The organism is Streptomyces sp. SudanB182_2057 (genome assembly GCF_964272715.1).
GTDB classification, from domain to species: domain Bacteria; phylum Actinomycetota; class Actinomycetes; order Streptomycetales; family Streptomycetaceae; genus Streptomyces; species Streptomyces rubradiris.
The window spans coordinates 2524300-2541211 of record NZ_OZ186798.1; the positions used below are offsets into that span (position 1 = coordinate 2524300).

The following is a 16912-nucleotide window of genomic DNA, read 5'->3' on the forward strand; positions in this document are numbered from 1 at the left end:
CATGAATGTGACTTCGGGTCCTTTCCCGGGCCGCCGTACCGGGGCTGCCATCGCGGTCTCCGTTCTCCTCCTCACACTCGCGAGTTGCTCCGAGGACGAGCCGGAGCGCGAGTACTCCCTGCCTCGAACCGCGTGTGGCACCACTATCGACGCCGAGGCACTCGCCAAGTTCCTCCCGCCCGGGAAGAAGGTCTCGACCGAGGTCACAGTCGCTTCCGCCAAAGCCACGCGCTGTGCTGTCTCCGTCGACGGCAAGCGGGTCGTCTACACCGCGCAGGAGTGGTGGAACGACATGTCAGTGCTCCAATTCGCCAAAGGCCTGACCCTTGACAAGGTGGGACAGCAGACAGAGGACGGTCGGTTCGCATACTCGGGAAACCAGGCGTTCGGAAAGACAGAAGGCTGCCGCAACAGCCGTGACCAGATCCTCTATACGGCCGTGCTGGCGACCGACTCCGAGCACAGTGATGCCGCAGCCATGAAGCAGCTGATCACCAAGTACACGGAGGCGGTGCAGCGATCAGGCGCTTGCCACTGAGTGGAACGCACGACACGGTTGCCGGCAGGAGACTGGGAATCCGATGACTCGGCAAGCTTTGGCTGCCACAGCGGTGCTCGCGGCACTGGGCACGATCGCCGGCTGTTCAGGAACCGGCGCGGAGAGAGAATACGCCGCTCCCAAGTACCTGTGTGGTGTGGCGGTGGACCCGGACCTTCTTTCTCCCTTTCTTCCGGGGGGCAAGACGGTCGAGGTCGGGGAATCGCGTCCAGTGCCTTCCAGGAAAATGTGCCGGGTGGACGTGGATGGCACATGGGCTGTGATGGCGGAACTCCAGTGGTGGGAGGAGGACGTTGACGTCTCGACCGTCGTCACAGCCAATCCGGAGACCGAAAAAGCGGCGCAGTCAGTTGACGATGACTTCTTCTATACCGCCACAGGTGCCGTCAAGCTGGTCAAAGGATGTAAGAACCCGGAACACGCCCGGCATCTGCTGTACACCTCGATTCAGGTCAATGACTCGGATCTCGGTGAGACCGCTGCCATGAAGAAGTTGTCGGCCGCCTTCACCAACGCGGTAAAGCAGTCCCGTGAGTGCTCGTAGGCACCCATTATTCATCTCCCACGGGGACGATGTCGTCACCGGCCAGAACTGCGTTGGAAGGCGATATGCACGACATCTGCGGGCGCCGAGTCCGCTCCGTAGTCGCTCTTCTGGGGGCAGGGCTGCTGGTCGGGTTGACTACCTCCTGCTCGTCCTCGTCGCCCACGCGTGAGTACGCCGTGCCGAGCGATGTCTGCGGCACCCAAGTGGCCCGTTCTCTGCTGGAGCCGCTGCTGCCTCCCGGAGAGAAGGTCGGCGCCCAGCCGACATCGTCGGTCGGCGTCAAGCGCTGCCGGATGCTGGTGGACGGAAAGGTCGTCCTGTCCACCAGCATCGAGAAGCACGATGCGAACACCAGCGCCGGTGACGTCGCTTCGTCCGCCTACGGCGTCGAACCGACCGACACCCGGGCAGACGGCGGCCACACCATCTACTCGAAGACCGGTGCCGTCAGTCTCGTCGAGTGTCCCGGCTCCGCCTCGGCGAACAGCACTGTCTGGGCCACTGTGCGCACCTCGCACGACGTGAAGGCGTCGTCGGTGCGCGATTTCGTCAAGGGATACGCAACGGCCGTGGGCAAGAGTGACGCTTGCCGTGCCCTGACCACCCGAGACCATGCGTAATCGATCCCTGCTGTCGCTCACCGGTGGTGTCATAGGTGTGGTGGGTCTCGGTCTGGGACTCACCTACGCATGCGGCGCTCCCCCGTTCGAAGAGCAGAGGGGCGAGATCAGGGACTCGGCTGTCTGTAAGACCCTGGGGGACCCGGCCGGGTCGGCCGGCGCGTTGCGGAAGGTCCTGCCGGACAAGTCCTCGTACTCCTTCGACGATCAGGTCATGCATCGCCGTGTCGACGACGCGGACCGCACGTACGAGACGTTCTGCTTCGTCAACGGTGACGGGAAGATGTTGGTCACCGATGCCCCCCGGCCGACCCGCTCCGGGCCTCCGGTACCTACATGAACAGGTTCGCCGACGTCTTCGCGTGGCGGGCCGGGCAGGCGGAGGCGGGTGAGAGGCCGTCGGCGGGGATGGCGGCCTCCGCGCGCTAGGGGGATTCGGGGTCCGGGACGGTCGCGTCGGCGGCTCCCGTCCGTGCCGTCACTCTTTCGGGTGGGACGGGGAAGCCGCCTGCGTCAGCACTCGCCTTTTTCCAGGGACGTGGTGAGGCGGTACCCCTGGTACGTGAGGGTTCCCTCGCCGCCCGTGATGCCGGGGGGTGTGTAGTCGTCCTTCTTGGAGCGGGTGCGGGTGAGACGGGTGCAGAAGGCGGTGTCCGTGCCGTCGGCGGTGATGGTGAAGGACGCCTTCGCGGGCGTGTTGGTCTCGGCCGGGTCCACCGCCACCCCGTACCCGGGGGCGTCGCCGCCGCCGTACTGGAGGACCTTGTCCTCGATCAGGGAGGCGTAGTCGGGGAAGGCGAGCGGGGTGCCCGATTCGTCGGCCTGGAAGGTGTAGCCGTTCAGGTCGTCGGTGGTCTGCCGGACCGCGCTGGTCAGTTCGCCGTCGCTCCAGGAGGCGTCATCGGAGACGCCGAAGCCCTGGGCGGCCAGGTAGACGCCGACGCCTGCCAGGCTCAGGAAGAGGACCCGGGCGGCGACGAAGGCGGAGTCGGGCAGGTCGGGTGCCGACGGGTTGACGCTCGCGCGCCAGGAGCGCACGCGGTCCGACTTCACGCAGGCCATGGCCACCAGCACGGCGGCCAGGGCGAGGCCCAGGACGTTCAGTTGGTCCAGCGCGTCCATCAGGTGCCTTCCCGCAGGCCGCGGCGCCTGCGGCGGGCGTCGCGTACCGCCACCGCTCCGCCGCTCAGGCCCGCCACCAGGACCGCCACGGCCACGGCGACGTAGGTCGCGATGCGGGCCGTGCGTTCGCGCGGGGTCTCGCCGAGGGTGAGCTCGGCGGGGGTGGGGGCCTCCGCGTGGGTGAGGCCCGGGTCGGGGTGCGGGGACTCTATCGGGTGGTCGTCCTCGGTGAGGGCGCGGACCGGGTCCACCACGCCCCAGCCGACCAGGGGATCGTGGCCGGCGATGGAGCGTTCGGCGGTCTGCTCGATCTGCGCCACGATCTGCCGGGGCGTCCAGTCCTGGTGCTTGGCCTTGATCAGCGCGGCCACGCCGGCCACGTAGGGCGCGGAGAAGCTCGTACCGTTGTCCGGGCAGTGGCCGCCCTTCGGGACGGTGGAGATCATGTCGACGCCCGGGGCCGCCACGCCGACGAAGTCGCCGGACTGGGAGAAGGCCGCGCGTTCGTTGTTGCGGTCCGACGCCGCCACCGCGAGGACTCCCGGGTACGACGCCGGGTACGTCTTCTTCCGGTTGCCGCCCAGGCCGTCGTTGCCCGCCGAGGCGACCACGACGATGCCGGCCCCCAGGGCCTCGTTCACCGAGCGCTGGAGGACGGGGTCCGGGAGGGCGGCGTTGGCCGTGTCCTGGGAGATGTTGATGACATCGGCCTTGACCTGGATCGCGTGCCGGATCGCCTGGGCGAGGGTGGCGGCCGTGCCGTTGCCGTCCGCGTCGTTCTGCTTGATCGGGATGATGGTGGCCTCGGGGGCGAGGCCGACGAAGCCCGTGCCCTTCATGGGGCGCGCCGCGATGATGCCCGCCACCCGCGTGCCGTGCCCGACGGTGTCGGTGGTGCCCTTGCTGTTGCCCCGGTCGATGGGCTGGCCCTTCTTGTCCTTGGGGGGCAGGAAGTTGGCGCCCCGGGACGCGTCGACGGCGTGCGCGAGCTGGGGGTTGGCCGTGTCCACGCCGGTGTCGATGACGGCGACCCTGACGTTCTTGCCCTTGGACTGGGTCCACAGCTCGTCCAGGTTGACGCGTTGCAGGGCCCAGGGCGTGCCGGCGTACTTGTGGTTGGTCTTGTCGAACGTGCACTGGTCGGAGGCGGAGTCCGCCGTCGCCGCGGGTGCCGTCAGGAGGGTGGCGGCCACCGCGGTCGCCACCACGAGAGTCGTACGGGTCGGGGTCGTACGGGTCGGGGTCGTACGGCTCCGGGTCGTACGGGTCCCGGTCAGGGTCGTACGGGCCAAGGGCGTACGGGTGCGGAACGTGGACGTCATCGGCGTGCCCCTCAGGAGCCCTGCGGCTGGCGGGCGGCCGCGGTCGACAGGCGGGGGCCGGTCGGCAGGAACTTGGACCAGGGCGCGGGGATGGGCGCGGGGTTCACGTCGGCGTAGCCGAGGCGGGTCTGCGCGAGCTTGGCCTCCTGCTGGAGCTGCTTGCGCTGCTTGTCGGTGACGCCGATGCCCTTGTCCTCGCCGGCGCTGTCGTCGTTGGACTGGAGCGCGTAGCGCAGGCCGGTGTCGGTGACCAGGAAGACCGGGCCGGCCTTGGTCTCCCGGCCCTGGAACTGGCGGTAGAGCTGGCCGGAGCCGGCGGTGACGTAGGCGCTGGAGGAGCCGGTGGGCAGCACCGCGGGGAAGTCGGTGCCGGCCCAGGTGCTCAGGGTGGTGGCGCCGTTGTCGGGGTCGACGTGGTTGAGGATGTTGCAGACGGTGTTGCGGCTGCCGTCGGCCGTGGCCGGGTTGTTGACGGCGCGGGGCTTCTCGGTGGGCCAGGTGTGTTCGGCGGCGAACGGCTCGCCCCGGGTGATGGCGCCCGCGCTGACCTCCTGGGCGTGCCCGGCCTGGCCGAGCCTCACCAGGTCCGTGCTGGCCAGCAGGAGCTGGGCGACGAAGTCGGAGACGGGCGCGACCCGGCCGGGCAGGACCACGAAATACTGCTCCTGGCCGTTGACCGGGGCCCGCAGCACCATGCCGACGCGGTTGGCCCCGGGGTCCAGCTGGCCGGGGGCGTTCGCGGCGGCGCCGGGCACCCCGGTGACCGACGGGAAGCTGATCGGGTCGCCCGGGTGCAGGGTGTCGATCCACTCCTTGGTCACCCGCTGCGGGGTGCGGTCGGCGCCCACGATGGTCTGGAGCAGCAGGCTGTCACCGGCGTCCACGGGATAGGCCCGGCCGTGCGCGTCGATCACGTACCGCTTCTTGTCCGGGGTGGCGACGTAGAGGAGTTCGCCGCCGCGCAGCTTCTGCCGGCCGCCCCGGAGCTTGTCCCGGTCCCGTTCGGCCAGGACGAACGCGGCCTTCTGGACGGAGCCGCCGCTGCCGCTCGGGCGCTCGCACACGGCCCATTCCTTGGCCGCGCCGGCCTCCTTGCCGGAGGGCAGCCGGTCGGGGGCGTAGGGGATGCCGATAGTGACGCCGTGCGGGATCTTGCCGTTGTCGAGGACCGACTCGTCGACGGTGACCACGTCGACGTCGCTCTGGGTGTCGAGGACGAGCTTGGCCGACGCCATGTTGAGGACGGGGTGGAGCTGGACCTTGTCCTCGGTCTTCAGCACGACGTACCGGGTGGTGGACTTGCTGGCGATGATCACCTTCTGGCCGGGCGTGTTCCAGCCCTGCGGGGCCGTCGGCTTGAACATCCCCCAGGCACCGAAGGCCGCGAGCACGACCACGCCGACGATCGCGCCGGGCAGGATGGCGCGCAGCGGCCGGGGCGCTCCCTCGTCGGAGGCATCCGGTGACGACTGCACGAACGACGCGAGCATGCGGCGCTTCGCGAAGGTGTAGGCGTTGAGTTGGTCCCGCCGAGATGCCATCTGTGCCTGTTTCTCCCCGTGACTCACGCGGAGCGCGCCCGGGGACCACGCTCCCCCGCCCTCCGTTGTCGGACCCGGCCCCTACTATGCCTGGTACGGAGCGGGTCTCGTGGAGCGGGTAGGGTACCTGGGCCCTCAAGGGCCTTGTTCAGTGGCCTGGTTCCAGCGAGTTGTGAGCAAATCGGGGGGATGCAGTGATGGCTTCCGGAACGCGGACGCGAGCGCGCGGCCGGTCGGCGGCACGAGGCCGTGCGGCCCGGTCCGGGTCCGCGCCGCGCGCCGCGTCCGCCCGGCGCGGCGCGGACCGCCGGCAGGTCACGCCCGGGCTCAGGCAACGGCCGGGCCAGGCCGGGTCGTTCCGTTTGCAACGGCTTGTGCTGGTGGAGCTGGCGGCGGCCGTACTGCTCGTCGGCTGGGCCGTCGGCATGGCGGCCCTGGTGCCGGCGGCGGTGGTCGCGCTGGTGCTGCTCCTGCTGGCCTTCGTACGGCGGCGGGGCCGGTCCCTGCCGGAGTGGCTCGCCACCGCGCGGGAGCTGCGGGCGCGGCAGAAGCGGGCCGCGAACACCCCGATACCGCCGGGCACCGAGCCCGGACTGGTCCCGGCGGTGGAGTGCGAGCCCGCCCTGCGCACGTACTCGTACAACGCGCGCGACCGGCGGCCGGTCGGCGTCGTCGGGGACGGCACGTTCGTCACGGCCGTGCTCCAGGTGGAGGCCGACGCGACCGCGCTGCGCGCCGAGCGGAGCCGCCAGCCGCTGCCGCTGGGCCTGGTGCGGGGCGCGCTGGAGGTGGACGGCATCCGCCTGGAGTCCGCGCAGATCGTGCTGCACACGCAGCCGGCGCCCGCGCTGCACCTGCCGCAGCAGTCGGTGGCCGTCGCCAACTACATCCCGTTGCAGGAGCAGACCGGCGCCCCGGCCGTGCGCATCACCTGGATCGCGCTGAAGCTGGATCCCGAGCTGTGCGCGGAGGCCGTGGCCGCGCGCGGCGGCGGGCTGGAGGGCGCGCAGAAGTGCGTCGTACGGGCCGCCGACCACCTGGCGAGCCGGCTCACCGGCGCCGGGTTCCGCGCCCGGGTGCTGGACGAGGAGGAGCTGGTCGCCGCGCTCGCCACCTCGGCGTGCGCCAACCCGCTGGTCACCGCGGAGGCGGGGCGCAGTGAGACCCGGGAGCGGCGCACGGAGGAGTCGGGGCGCAGCTGGCGCTGTGACAACCGGCGGCACACCACGTACTGGGTGCGGCGCTGGCCCCCGCTGGGCGACGGCCCGGCCGAGTCCCTGCCCCAGTTCGTCGCCCGGGTCACGGCGATACCGGCCCTGGCGACCACCTTCAGTCTGACGCTCGCGCCCGGGGAGCGGCAGGAAGTGTCGCTGTGCGGGCATCTGCGGGTGACCGGGCGCAGTGACGACGAACTCGTGGCGGCGCGGCGCGCGCTGGAGGCCGCCGCCCGGCAGTCCGGGGCGGGTCTGGCCCGGCTCGACCGCGAGCAGCTGCCCGGCATGCTGGCCACTCTGCCCCTCGGAGGTGCGCGGTGACGACGGTTCCGACGACTTCCCCGGTGCCGGGCCGGGCGGCGCCCGGCGCCCCGGAGCCGTCCGGGCTGCGGCGGACGGTGGACCGGCTGCGGCACGGGCTGGGCCTGATCGGGCCCCGGCACGGCCGGCACGCCCTGCCCGTGCCGCAACTGGACGCGCTCGCCCTGCCCATCGGGGACGACGGGGTGGTGGCCGGGGTCGACGCCGAGGGACAGCCGGCCGTGCTGGGCATCAACCGGCCCACGCCCTACGACGTCGTCCTGATCGGCGGCCTGTGGACCGCGCAGGTGCTGGCGCTGCGCTCGGCCGCCACCGGCGCCCGGGTCGCCGTGGAGACCGGCCGGCCGCAGGCCTGGATGCAGATGGTGCACGCGATGGGCGGCGGGCAGAACGGCCTGTCCGTGTACGACGTCGGGCGGGTTCCGCCGCAGGGCGCCTCCGCCGGCACGCCGGTGCTGGTGGTGCGGGACTGCGGCATGCGGCCCCCGCGCGGCCGGGTCGTCTCCGGCCCCTGGCAGTCGGTGCTGACCCTGCTGCCGTATCTCAGCCCGGTCGCGCCCCGGCTGCTGCGGCAGGCGCGGCTCGCCGGCATCCAGCGGGTCTCGCCGGACGAGGCGGCCGAACTCGGGCGCACGATGGGGCTGTCGCGGACCGAGGTGGAGTCGCTGCCCGCGCTGCCCGACGGCGTCACCCTGTGGTGCACCGACCGTGACCGGCAGTACGTGCTGACGCAACCCACGGACGCCGAGATCGGATTGTTGGGCACACCGCGCCGGATGGACTGAACTGCCCTTGCGCGTCCCTTTTGTTCGGGTGTCCTGGTGGACCGGTGGGACGGTTGGGGCGTCTTGGGGCGGGCTCCGGCCTGCCGGGCGGGGGCGGACAGGCGGGCGGGCCTGCCGAGGTGCGGTGTCCGGTGATTAGGCTGGGAGCGGGCGCGATGGCAGGACCCGTGGGCCGGACGTCGGTGTCCCGGGGGGGAGGTCCGGTGAGTCGGACCGCCTCGAACGACTACGGACGACTCGGTACGACACGACATGGTCGCCCCGGCACGGCATGAGGGTGCTCGACCACACCAGGAGGAATTGTGAGCAGCGATCGGGACGGGATGCGCGGGGGCTGGGACACACCCGGCGATGACCAGCCCGACGCGGAGGCCGTCGAGACCACCGGCGAGTTCACCATCGACTACGCTCCCCCCGCCTGGTACACGCAGAACGCCTCCGGTACGTCGGGAGGCGCGGGCGGTTTCACCGGTTCCGCGGACCCGGGCGCCGCGGGCGGCTCCGCAGTGCCGTCGTTCCCGACGAGCCCGCCGGCCCAGGCTCCGGCCCCCGCCCCCGGTGCCACGCCGCCTGCCGCCCAGCCGACGGGCACGCCCGCGCAGGGCACTCCGTTCGCGCCGCCGCCGGGGGCTCCGTTCACCCCGCCGCCGGGCACTCCGTTCACCCCGCCGGAGGGGACCGCGTATTCGCCGCCGTCCGCTCCCGCGCAGGGACCTTCGGGCACGCCTCCGCAGGGGGCGCCGTACGCCCCTGAGGGTGCGCCGTACGCCCCGCCCGCGCAGCCCGCGCCGCCGGTCGGTGGCCCCATTCCGATGCCGCGGCTGCCCGAGGGCTTCGAGCCGCAGCAGCCACAGCAGTCGCAGCAGCCGGTTGGGCAGGAGGCGCCGGGCGCCCCCGCCGGGGTTCCGCCTGAGACGGACAACGGGGACCTGGAGAGCGGGGCAACCATGCGGTTCTCCGCGGCCGCTCTGAAGCGTGAGATGGCCGAGTTCGCCGAGCGCGTGGCGGCCGAGGTCAAGCCGGCCGAGGGCGACGGCGGTTCGGCCGGGAGCGCGGGTGCCGGGGACTCCGGGGACCGGGAGGACGGCGGGGGTGCGGTGGCCGAGGCCGCCGGCTCGGACGCCGTCGCGCCGGACTCCGTGGTGTCGGACTCCGTCGCCTCGGACGCCGGTGCGTCGGACGCCGATACGTCGGGTGGCTCTCCGGCCGAGGAAGGCGGAGACGGTCAGGGGGACGCGGCCCCCGCCGCCGCTGACGCTTCCGTGGCGGAAGAGGGCACGGACGACAAGCCTGCCGAGGCGACCGCCCAGGAAGGGGGCGCCGGAGAGGGCGCCGCCGACTCCTCGCGGACCGACGCCTCGGCGCCCTCGGACGCCGCACCGGCGGACGGTACGGCTCAGCAGAGCGCATCGGAGGACGGCACACCGCGGGACAGCGCCCCGGGCGAGGACACCCCGGACGGCGGCACCGCGAGTGACGGTGCCCCGGGTGCCGATGCCCCGGCCGTGGCCGTCGATGCCTCGGGCGACGCCGCCCAGCAGCCCACGGACGCCCAGTCCCCGGCCGCCCAGTCCCCGGCCGCTCCTCAGCCCGGCGGCTACGGCTTCCCCCAGCCCCCGGCGGCAACCCCGCAGCCCGGCGGCTACGGCTTCCCGCAACCCCCTGCGCCCCAGCAGACCGGTGTGCCCCAGCCCGGGGGGTACGGCTTCCCGCCGCCCCCGGCGACCCCGCAGCCCGGCGCTCCCCAGCCCGCACCCGGCACCCCGTACGCCGCCGCGCCGCCCGCTCCCCCGGCTCCGCAGGGGGCCCAGCCCGGCTGGACGGCGCCGCCCGCGCCGCAGCAGGGGGTGCCTCCGCTGCCGCCCGCGTACCAGCCCGCCGCTCCCGCGCCCGCCGCCCAGTGGCCGCAGCAGCCCGGGCCGATGCCGGGTCAGCAACCGCAGCCGCAGCCGCCGGTGGACGGCCAGGGCCAGGCCGGTGCGCCCGGTGCGCAGCCGCCGTTCCAGCCGCAGGCCCCGCAGCCCGCGCCCGCCGCGTGGCAGCAGCCGAACGACCCGAACCGGCTCACCGCGCCGACGGCCGGTCCGCAGCCGGTCCCCAACGGCCCCACGCCGCCCGGCGGCTACGGTTTCCCGCCGCCCGGCGCACCCAACTCCCCGGCCCAGTCGGGTGGTTACGGCTTCCCTCAGCCCCCGGCACCCCAGCCGAACCCCGGCGGCCCGACCCCGCCGAACCCCAACGGCCCCACCCCGCCCGGCGGCTACGGCTTCCCGCCGCCCGGCGCGCCCAACCCCCCGGCCCAGCCCGGCGGCTACGGCTTCCCCCAGCCGCCGCAGGGCCCGGAGTCCGGTGTGCCGCAGGCTCCGGTCGATCCGCGTTCCGGCGCGGCGTGGCCGCAGCCCGTGCGGCACGACCAGCGGCAGCCGACCAACCCCGGTGCCGCGCCGCTCGGTTACACCGCCGCCGTGGAGCTGTCCTCGGACCGGCTGCTCAACAACAAGAAGCAGAAGGCCAAGAGCGGCCGGCCCGCAGCGGCCGGCGGCCGGTTCAAGCTGGGCGGGAAGAAGGAGGAGGCCGAGCGGCAGCGGAAGCTGGAGCTGATCCGTACGCCGGTGCTGTCCTGCTACCGGATCGCGGTGATCAGCCTCAAGGGCGGCGTGGGCAAGACGACCACGACGACCGCGCTCGGCTCCACCCTGGCCACCGAGCGGCAGGACAAGATCCTGGCCATCGACGCCAACCCGGACGCGGGCACGCTCGGGCGCCGGGTGCGCCGGGAGACCGGGGCCACCATCCGTGACCTCGTCCAGGCCATCCCGTACCTGAACTCGTACATGGACATCCGGCGGTTCACCTCCCAGGCCCCCTCCGGTCTGGAGATCATCGCCAACGACGTGGACCCGGCCGTCTCGACCACGTTCAACGACGAGGACTACCGGCGGGCGATCGACGTCCTCGGCCGGCAGTACCCGGTCATCCTGACCGACTCGGGCACCGGTCTGCTGTACAGCGCGATGCGCGGGGTGCTGGACCTCGCCGACCAGCTGATCATCATCTCCACGCCCTCGGTGGACGGCGCGAGCAGTGCCAGTACGACGCTGGACTGGCTGTCCGCGCACGGGTACTCCGACCTGGTCTCCCGGTCCCTCACCGTGATCTCCGGGGTCCGCGAGACCGGCAAGATGATCAAGGTCGAGGACATCGTGGCGCACTTCGAGACCCGTACGCGCGGGGTCGTCGTCGTGCCCTTCGACGAGCACCTGGCCGCCGGTGCCGAGGTCGACCTCGACATGATGCGGCCGAAGACCCGCGAGGCGTACTTCAACCTGGCCGCGCTGGTCGCCGAGGACTTCACCCGGCACCAGCAGGCGCACGGGCTGTGGACGAGCGACGGCAACCCGCCGCCGGTGGCCGCCCCGCCGATGCCGGGCCAGGCCGCGCCGGGCCAGGCCGCGCCGGGCCAGCAGCCGTACGGTACGGCTCAGCCGTATCCCCAGGCACCGGGCCAGCCGTACCCGCAGGCGCCCGGCCAGCCGTACGCCCCGGCGCAGCAGCCGTACCCGCCGCAGCAGGGCCAGCCGCAGCCGTACCCGGGCCAGCCGCAGCCCCAGCCGGGCGGCTACCCGCAGCCCGGGCAGCCGCAGGCGCAACCGCAGGCCCAGCCTCAGCCGTACCCCGGCCAGGGCCAGCAGCCACCGCAGCAGTAGCGGGCAGGACAGGCGAAAGGGCGGCCGGTGCGCATCGCACCGGCCGCCCTTTCGCTTCGTAAAAGCGTCGCGGGACCCTCTGCCTACCGCTCCGCCGCCACGATCTCCCGGCAGCGCTGCACGTCCACGGCCATCTGCTCCAGCAGGGCCTCCAGCGACTCGAACTTCGCCTGGCCGCGCACGTAGGCGAGGAAGTCGACGGCGACGTGCAGCCCGTACAGATCGAGGCCGACGCGGTCGATGGCGTACGCCTCCACCGTGCGCTCGGTGCCGTCGAACTGCGGGTTGGTGCCCACGGAGATGGCGGCCGGCATGGCCTCGCCCTGGGCGTGCAGGAAGCCCGCGTAGACGCCGTCGGCGGGGACGGCGGTGTGCGGGAGCGTCTCGACGTTGGCCGTCGGGAAGCCCATTTCCCGGCCGCGCTGGGCCCCGCGGACGACGACGCCCTCCACGCGGTGCGGGCGGCCCAGGATCTCGCGGGCGCCCGCGACATCGCCCTCGGCGACCAGGCGACGGGTCAGGGTGGAGGAGAACGGCTCGCCGCCGCCCGCCTCGCCGGTGACGTAGAGGTCGACGACGTCCACCTCGAAGTCGTAGGTCTTGCCCTGCTCGGTGAGGAACTCGACGTTGCCCGCCGCCTTGTGGCCGAAGCGGAAGTTGGGGCCCTCCACGACCGCCTTGGCGTGCAACTTGTCCACCAGCACCTTCACCACGAAGTCGGCGGGCGACAGCTTGGAGAACTCGGTGGTGAACGGCAGCACGAGGACCGCGTCGACGCCCAGTTCGGCCATCAGCTCGGCGCGCCGGTGGTGCGGGGCGAGCAGCGGGGGGTGGCTGCCGGGGCGGACCACCTCGCTGGGGTGCGGGTCGAAGGTGACGACGACGGCCGGCACGCCCAGTTCGCGGGCGCGGTCGACGGCGTGCTTGATGATCAGCTGGTGGCCGCGGTGGACGCCGTCGTAGGAACCGATGGTGACGACGCTGCGCCCCCAGTCCTGGGGGATGTCCTCCAAGCCACGCCAGCGCTGCACTGTGACCGCTCCTCGAACCCTTGTCCGTGTCTGTCCTGACCTCGTTGTGCAGGTCTAAGGGTGCCATGCCGGGTGCTCCGCGCCAGCATCGGCATGGGGGCTGTGACGGGGCGCACGTCGGCGGCAGCGCCCGGACGGTGCGCGTATGCCCCGTATCCGCCCAGGCCGCTACGCGCACGCCCACCCGCTCGTCCCTCACGCGGGTACGAGCATGCCCGCCACGTTCTGGATCACGCGGGTACGCGCCCATCCGGCCGGGTTCCCGATCACGCCGGAACGCGCACGCCCACCAGGTTCCCGATCACGCCGGCACGCGCACGCCCGCCAGGTTCTCGATCATGCGGCGGGTGCCGGGGCCCATCAGCGCGGCCCAGTCGTCCGGGGCGTCGGTCAGCCAGCGGGCCAGGCGGGCGGCGAAGCCGGGCACGTGCCGGACGAGGTCGGCCAGGCCCCGGTCGCAGCGGGCGGCACCCTCGGGCGTGCGGACGAGGAGCAGGCCGGCGCGGTGCACCAAGTCCCGGGTCTCCTCCTCCCCCGGCCCCGTCCCGGTGTCGTCCCGGGCCGCCGCCGCGCGCAGGACGGCGTCCAGGACGGCCGGGTCCCGCTCCCGGTCGAGCAGGAACTCCAGCAGCTCACGGCGGAGCGGACGGGAGGCGGGCGTGCCGGGGCCGGCCAGGACGGTGGCGAGGGAGGCCCGAAGGGGTTCGGGACCGCCGTCGAGCAGGGCGGTGACCAGCGGCAGCAGGACGGGTCGCGCGGCGGCGCCGAGGCCGAGCCGGCGGTCGACGCGGCGGGCGAGGCGCCCGGCGGTCTCCGGTCGCAGCCGAACCGCCTCCTGGAGCAGCGCGGCGACCGGGCGGGCGAGGGCCGGGGTGGTGATCCCGGTGAGGGTGCGCAGGTCGGCGTCCTCGGGGGCGCGGAGCCGGGCGCGGAAGGCGTCCAGGACCGGTTCGGGGTGGGTGGTCAGGGCCGGGGCGAGGGCGCCGGGCGGGATGCGCGGGTCGCCGTCGGCGAAGTGGCGCAGGGCCGTGGGCAGATGGCGGTCGCGGGTGTCCGGGTCGTGGACCAGGACGGCGAGGGCGGCGCCGTGCAGGGTGTGGTCGGCGGGGCGGGCGAGCAGGGCGCGGGCGGCGCTGCCGAGCAGCGCGCGCTCCGCGGCCGTACGGGCGTGGGGGGCGGCGCGCAGTGCGTAGGTGACGGCGGCGGCCCGGCGGGCGGGGCGCTCGTCGTGCGCCCAGCGGGCGGCGGCCCGGCAGACGGCCGACGGCTCGTCCTCGGCGAGGGCGTCGAGCAGTTCCTCCGCGCGTGGGTGGGGGCAGGCCACCAGTACCTCGGTGAGGTCGTCCGGGGCGCGGTGCCGGTGGGTGTGCAGCAGCGCCTGCGCGGCCGTGGCCACGGTGGCGTGCGGGGTCGCGGACAGCGGGCGCTCGTCGGTGAACCAACGGGTCAGCAGGGGCTGTACGGCCTCCGGGGCGGCGGCGAGCAGTCCGGCGACGGCGTCCAGACAGCGGGCGGACGCCGCGGACGGCGCCGGGTCGGCCGGCACGAGGCGGCGCAGCAGGTCCAGGCGCTCGGTGTCGGAGATGGGCAGCGCGGTCCAGAAGGCGGGGCCGAACTCGGCCGGTACCGGCCGCCGGTCCTGGCGCCGGGCGGCGACCCGGTCGGCGAGCAGCCGCAGCACCTCGGTGTACGGCGTCGCGTCCGGGACCTGGAGCAGGGTGCGGGCGAGCAGCCGGGCGGCCCACCAGGAGCCGGTGTCACACTCCAGAACATCCGCCAACTCGCGTAAGCGGGCGCTGAGTTGACTACTGCCGTGCTGGCGGCCGAGGAACAGCAGGGCTTGGACGACGGGGCCGATACGGTGGTGCGGCACCGGAACCGGGCGCGCCCCCTCGGGCCGCTCGCCGGGCGCGTGCACCAGAGCGCGCAGGGCCTCGTCGAGGTCCAGGTGCATGCCGTGCAGCCAGTCGGCCAGATCCTCGTGGGCGAAGCGGTAGCCGCCGCCGGCCGGCACGAGGAGGCCCTCGGCGAGAACGGCGGAGGCCCAGCCGGTGCCCGCGCCGAGGCGGGCCGGGGCGGGTCCCCAGGGGAACACGGCCTCGAAGGACTCCCGGTCCAGTTCGCCCTGCCCGGGGCCGAGGCTGCGCCGGGCCGCCTCGTGCACCTGCCCGGCCACCCGCGCGGCCAGCCGCCGTACGGCCGTGCCGCGCAGCCCGCGGGCGGCGGCGAGCCGGACCGCGACGCGCAGGCACACCAGGTCGAGGTAGGCGGCGAACACGTCGTGGCGGTCCAGGGGCCCGGCGAGCGGGGCGGCCGGGGCGGCGGCCCGGACCTCGGACAGCAGCCGGAGGGTGAGCGGATGCCGGGCGTCCCGCTCGGCGAGGACGCCGTCCGCGATGCCGTACCGGGCGCGGGCCAGGCGCGCCTCACCGGCGGTGAGGTCGCCGACGGGGAGGCAGGGGGGCAAGGGGGCGGCGGCCACGGAAGCGGGGCCCGCCTCGCCCGCCGGGGTGTGGAGCAGGTCGGCGGGGAACGCCCGCCCCGCGCGTTCCCAGTGTTCCTCCCGGCAGGCGACCAGCAGGCGGGCCCCGGTCCCGTGCAGCCAGTCGGCCGTGCCGCGGGTCCACTCGGGCAGGCGGTGGGCGAGGGCCGGGGGCATCTCCTCGGGGCCGTCGAGGAGGAGCAGCAGCGGGCGGCCGGCCCGGGCGGCGAGGCGGGCCAGGTGCTCCGGGGTGACGTCGCCCAGGTCCTCGGGGCGCACGGCGCGGGACGCGGCGACGATCCGGGCGGCGCGGGCCAGGGCGCGGCGCGCGGCGTCGGCCACCGAGCCGTCGCTGTCCGCCAGGTCGGCGCCGCGCAGCCACAGGGTGGGCGCGGGCCGCTCGCCCCGGGCGCGGCGGGCGGCGAGGGCCGCGAGCTGCGTCGTACGGCCGCTGCCCGGGGCGCCGACCAGGCCGAGCACGGGCCGGTCGCCGGCGGTGAAGGCGGCCAGCTCCCGCGCGATGCCGGGGCGCTCGATCGGGTCGACGGCGCCCGGGGGGCCGTCCTGGCCCACGGAGGTCGTGGTCAGCTGGAGGATGCCGGCGAGGTTGAGGTCGGCGCCGTAGGCGGGCACGGTGGCCGCGTTGCGGGCGAGGAGTCCGGCGAGGGCGTCGGCGGCGGGCCGCAGCGGGACGGCGAAGCCCGCCTCGCGCCCGGCGGCGCGCAGGACGGTGCCGAGGACGCCGACGACCGCGCCGGTGCGCGCGTCGCACACCGGTCCCCCGGCCGCCCCGCCGCCGGGTCTGAGCGCGTCGCGTCCGGCCGTGCCGATGGCCAGCTCCAGCACGTCGTCGAGGAGGTGGGGGCCGTCCCCGGCGGTGTACGTGGCCCGGGTGGCGGCCAGTACCCGCGCCTCCCGCCAGCAGCCGGCGGCGACCCGTACGTAGGTGCCCGCGTCGATCCGGTCCCGTACGGTCAGCGGCAGCGGGTCCGCGCCGAGGCCCTCGGTGCGGATCAGGGCGAGGCCCAGCCGGGGCAGCGGGGTGACCGCGTCGGCGGTGACCGTGCGGGTGCGCTGTCCGGGGGCGTCCAGCAGCAGCCGGGCGCGGCCGTCGACGGTCTCGTGACCGGTGAGCAGGGTGCCCTCGTGGTCGGCGAGGAAGCCGAGGCCGAGGGGGCGGCCGGCCAGGTCGCGGATGCGTACGAGGGCGGGGTCGGAGCCGGTGGGCCGGACGAGGTCGGGCAAGCCGCCCGCCCTGGCCGGTGCGCCGGGCTCCGGCCGCCCGTGTTCCTCCCGCTCCCGGCGCCCGCCTTCGGAGCGCGGGCCCCGTTCCGCCATGGCCGTACCTCCCCGCCCGTCCCTGTGCCCTGCCCCGACGGTAGGCAGGAGGGGAACGGCGGGACCGTTCTCACGCGAACGCGCCCCCTTCCGCTCCCCCGGTTCGCTCCGAGCGCCCGGCCGGTCGGGTGAATAGTCGGGGGTTGCTGGAGAACCTTAGGGAGGGGGAAGAGGGGGGACCGTGGAGCGGCGGCAGGGCCCGGCTCATGGCCGGCCGCCGCTCCACGGCAGACGCCCTGCGGCGGCCCCTGACAGCACGGCCCGTCACGGCACGGCCGCTACGGCACCGCACGGCTGATACGGCACGGCCGCTGCGGCAGGGC

11 protein-coding genes are annotated in these 16912 nt (G+C 74.3%); 6 read left to right on the forward strand and 5 right to left on the reverse strand.

Features of this window, described 5'->3' with window-relative positions; all coding sequences use genetic code 11:
- Position 1: 1 nt before the first annotated feature.
- The 3 genes from ACSURM_RS10620 to ACSURM_RS10630 all read left to right on the forward strand — a co-directional run bounded on the left by ACSURM_RS10620 (position 2) and on the right by ACSURM_RS10630 (position 1726).
- Complete coding sequence (locus ACSURM_RS10620) at positions 2–538, forward strand: hypothetical protein (RefSeq protein ID WP_436954750.1); 537 nt, start codon at positions 2–4, stop codon at positions 536–538.
- 43 nt (positions 539–581) lie between these two features.
- Positions 582–1103, forward strand: a complete 522-nt coding sequence (locus ACSURM_RS10625; RefSeq protein WP_436954751.1) for a hypothetical protein — start codon at positions 582–584, stop codon at positions 1101–1103.
- A 179-nt stretch (positions 1104–1282) separates the two neighbouring features.
- Positions 1283–1726, forward strand: a complete 444-nt coding sequence (locus ACSURM_RS10630) for a hypothetical protein (RefSeq protein WP_436954752.1) — start codon at positions 1283–1285, stop codon at positions 1724–1726.
- A 513-nt stretch (positions 1727–2239) separates the two neighbouring features.
- Here ACSURM_RS10630 and ACSURM_RS10635 read toward each other — a convergent pair.
- From ACSURM_RS10635 to eccB, 3 genes are read right to left on the reverse strand one after another with little or no spacing between them, the layout of a single operon-like run.
- Positions 2240–2848 (reverse strand): hypothetical protein, encoded by a 609-nt coding sequence (locus ACSURM_RS10635; protein WP_436954753.1) that lies wholly within the window; start codon positions 2846–2848, stop codon positions 2240–2242.
- Positions 2848–4170, reverse strand: a complete 1323-nt coding sequence (mycP, locus tag ACSURM_RS10640) for a type VII secretion-associated serine protease mycosin (RefSeq protein ID WP_436954754.1) — start codon at positions 4168–4170, stop codon at positions 2848–2850. The genes ACSURM_RS10635 and mycP overlap by 1 nt, the downstream gene beginning before the upstream one ends.
- A gap of 11 nt (positions 4171–4181) precedes the next feature.
- Positions 4182–5711 (reverse strand): type VII secretion protein EccB, encoded by a 1530-nt coding sequence (gene eccB, locus ACSURM_RS10645; protein ID WP_436954756.1) that lies wholly within the window; start codon positions 5709–5711, stop codon positions 4182–4184.
- A 197-nt stretch (positions 5712–5908) separates the two neighbouring features.
- Here eccB and eccE point away from each other — a divergent pair, with 197 nt between their 5' ends.
- The 3 genes from eccE (at position 5909) to ACSURM_RS10660 (ending at position 11738) form a co-directional block, all read left to right on the forward strand.
- Positions 5909–7246 (forward strand): type VII secretion protein EccE, encoded by a 1338-nt coding sequence (gene eccE, locus ACSURM_RS10650; protein WP_436954757.1) that lies wholly within the window; start codon positions 5909–5911, stop codon positions 7244–7246.
- Entirely contained in the window at positions 7243–8031 is a 789-nt protein-coding gene (locus tag ACSURM_RS10655; RefSeq protein WP_436954758.1) for a hypothetical protein, read from the forward strand. Before eccE ends, ACSURM_RS10655 begins: the two co-directional genes overlap by 4 nt.
- A gap of 302 nt (positions 8032–8333) precedes the next feature.
- Complete coding sequence (locus ACSURM_RS10660) at positions 8334–11738, forward strand: SCO5717 family growth-regulating ATPase (RefSeq protein ID WP_436954759.1); 3405 nt, start codon at positions 8334–8336, stop codon at positions 11736–11738.
- An 83-nt stretch (positions 11739–11821) separates the two neighbouring features.
- On the opposite strand, the gene ACSURM_RS10665 is transcribed toward ACSURM_RS10660, so the two are convergent.
- Complete coding sequence (locus ACSURM_RS10665; protein ID WP_436954760.1) at positions 11822–12769, reverse strand: bifunctional riboflavin kinase/FAD synthetase; 948 nt, start codon at positions 12767–12769, stop codon at positions 11822–11824.
- Positions 12770–13070: 301 nt separating this feature from the next.
- The gene (locus ACSURM_RS10670; protein WP_436954761.1) at positions 13071–16589 is read right to left on the reverse strand and encodes a trypsin-like peptidase domain-containing protein; all 3519 of its coding nucleotides are present in this window, start codon (positions 16587–16589) and stop codon (positions 13071–13073) included.
- Positions 16590–16912: the final 323 nt, after the last annotated feature.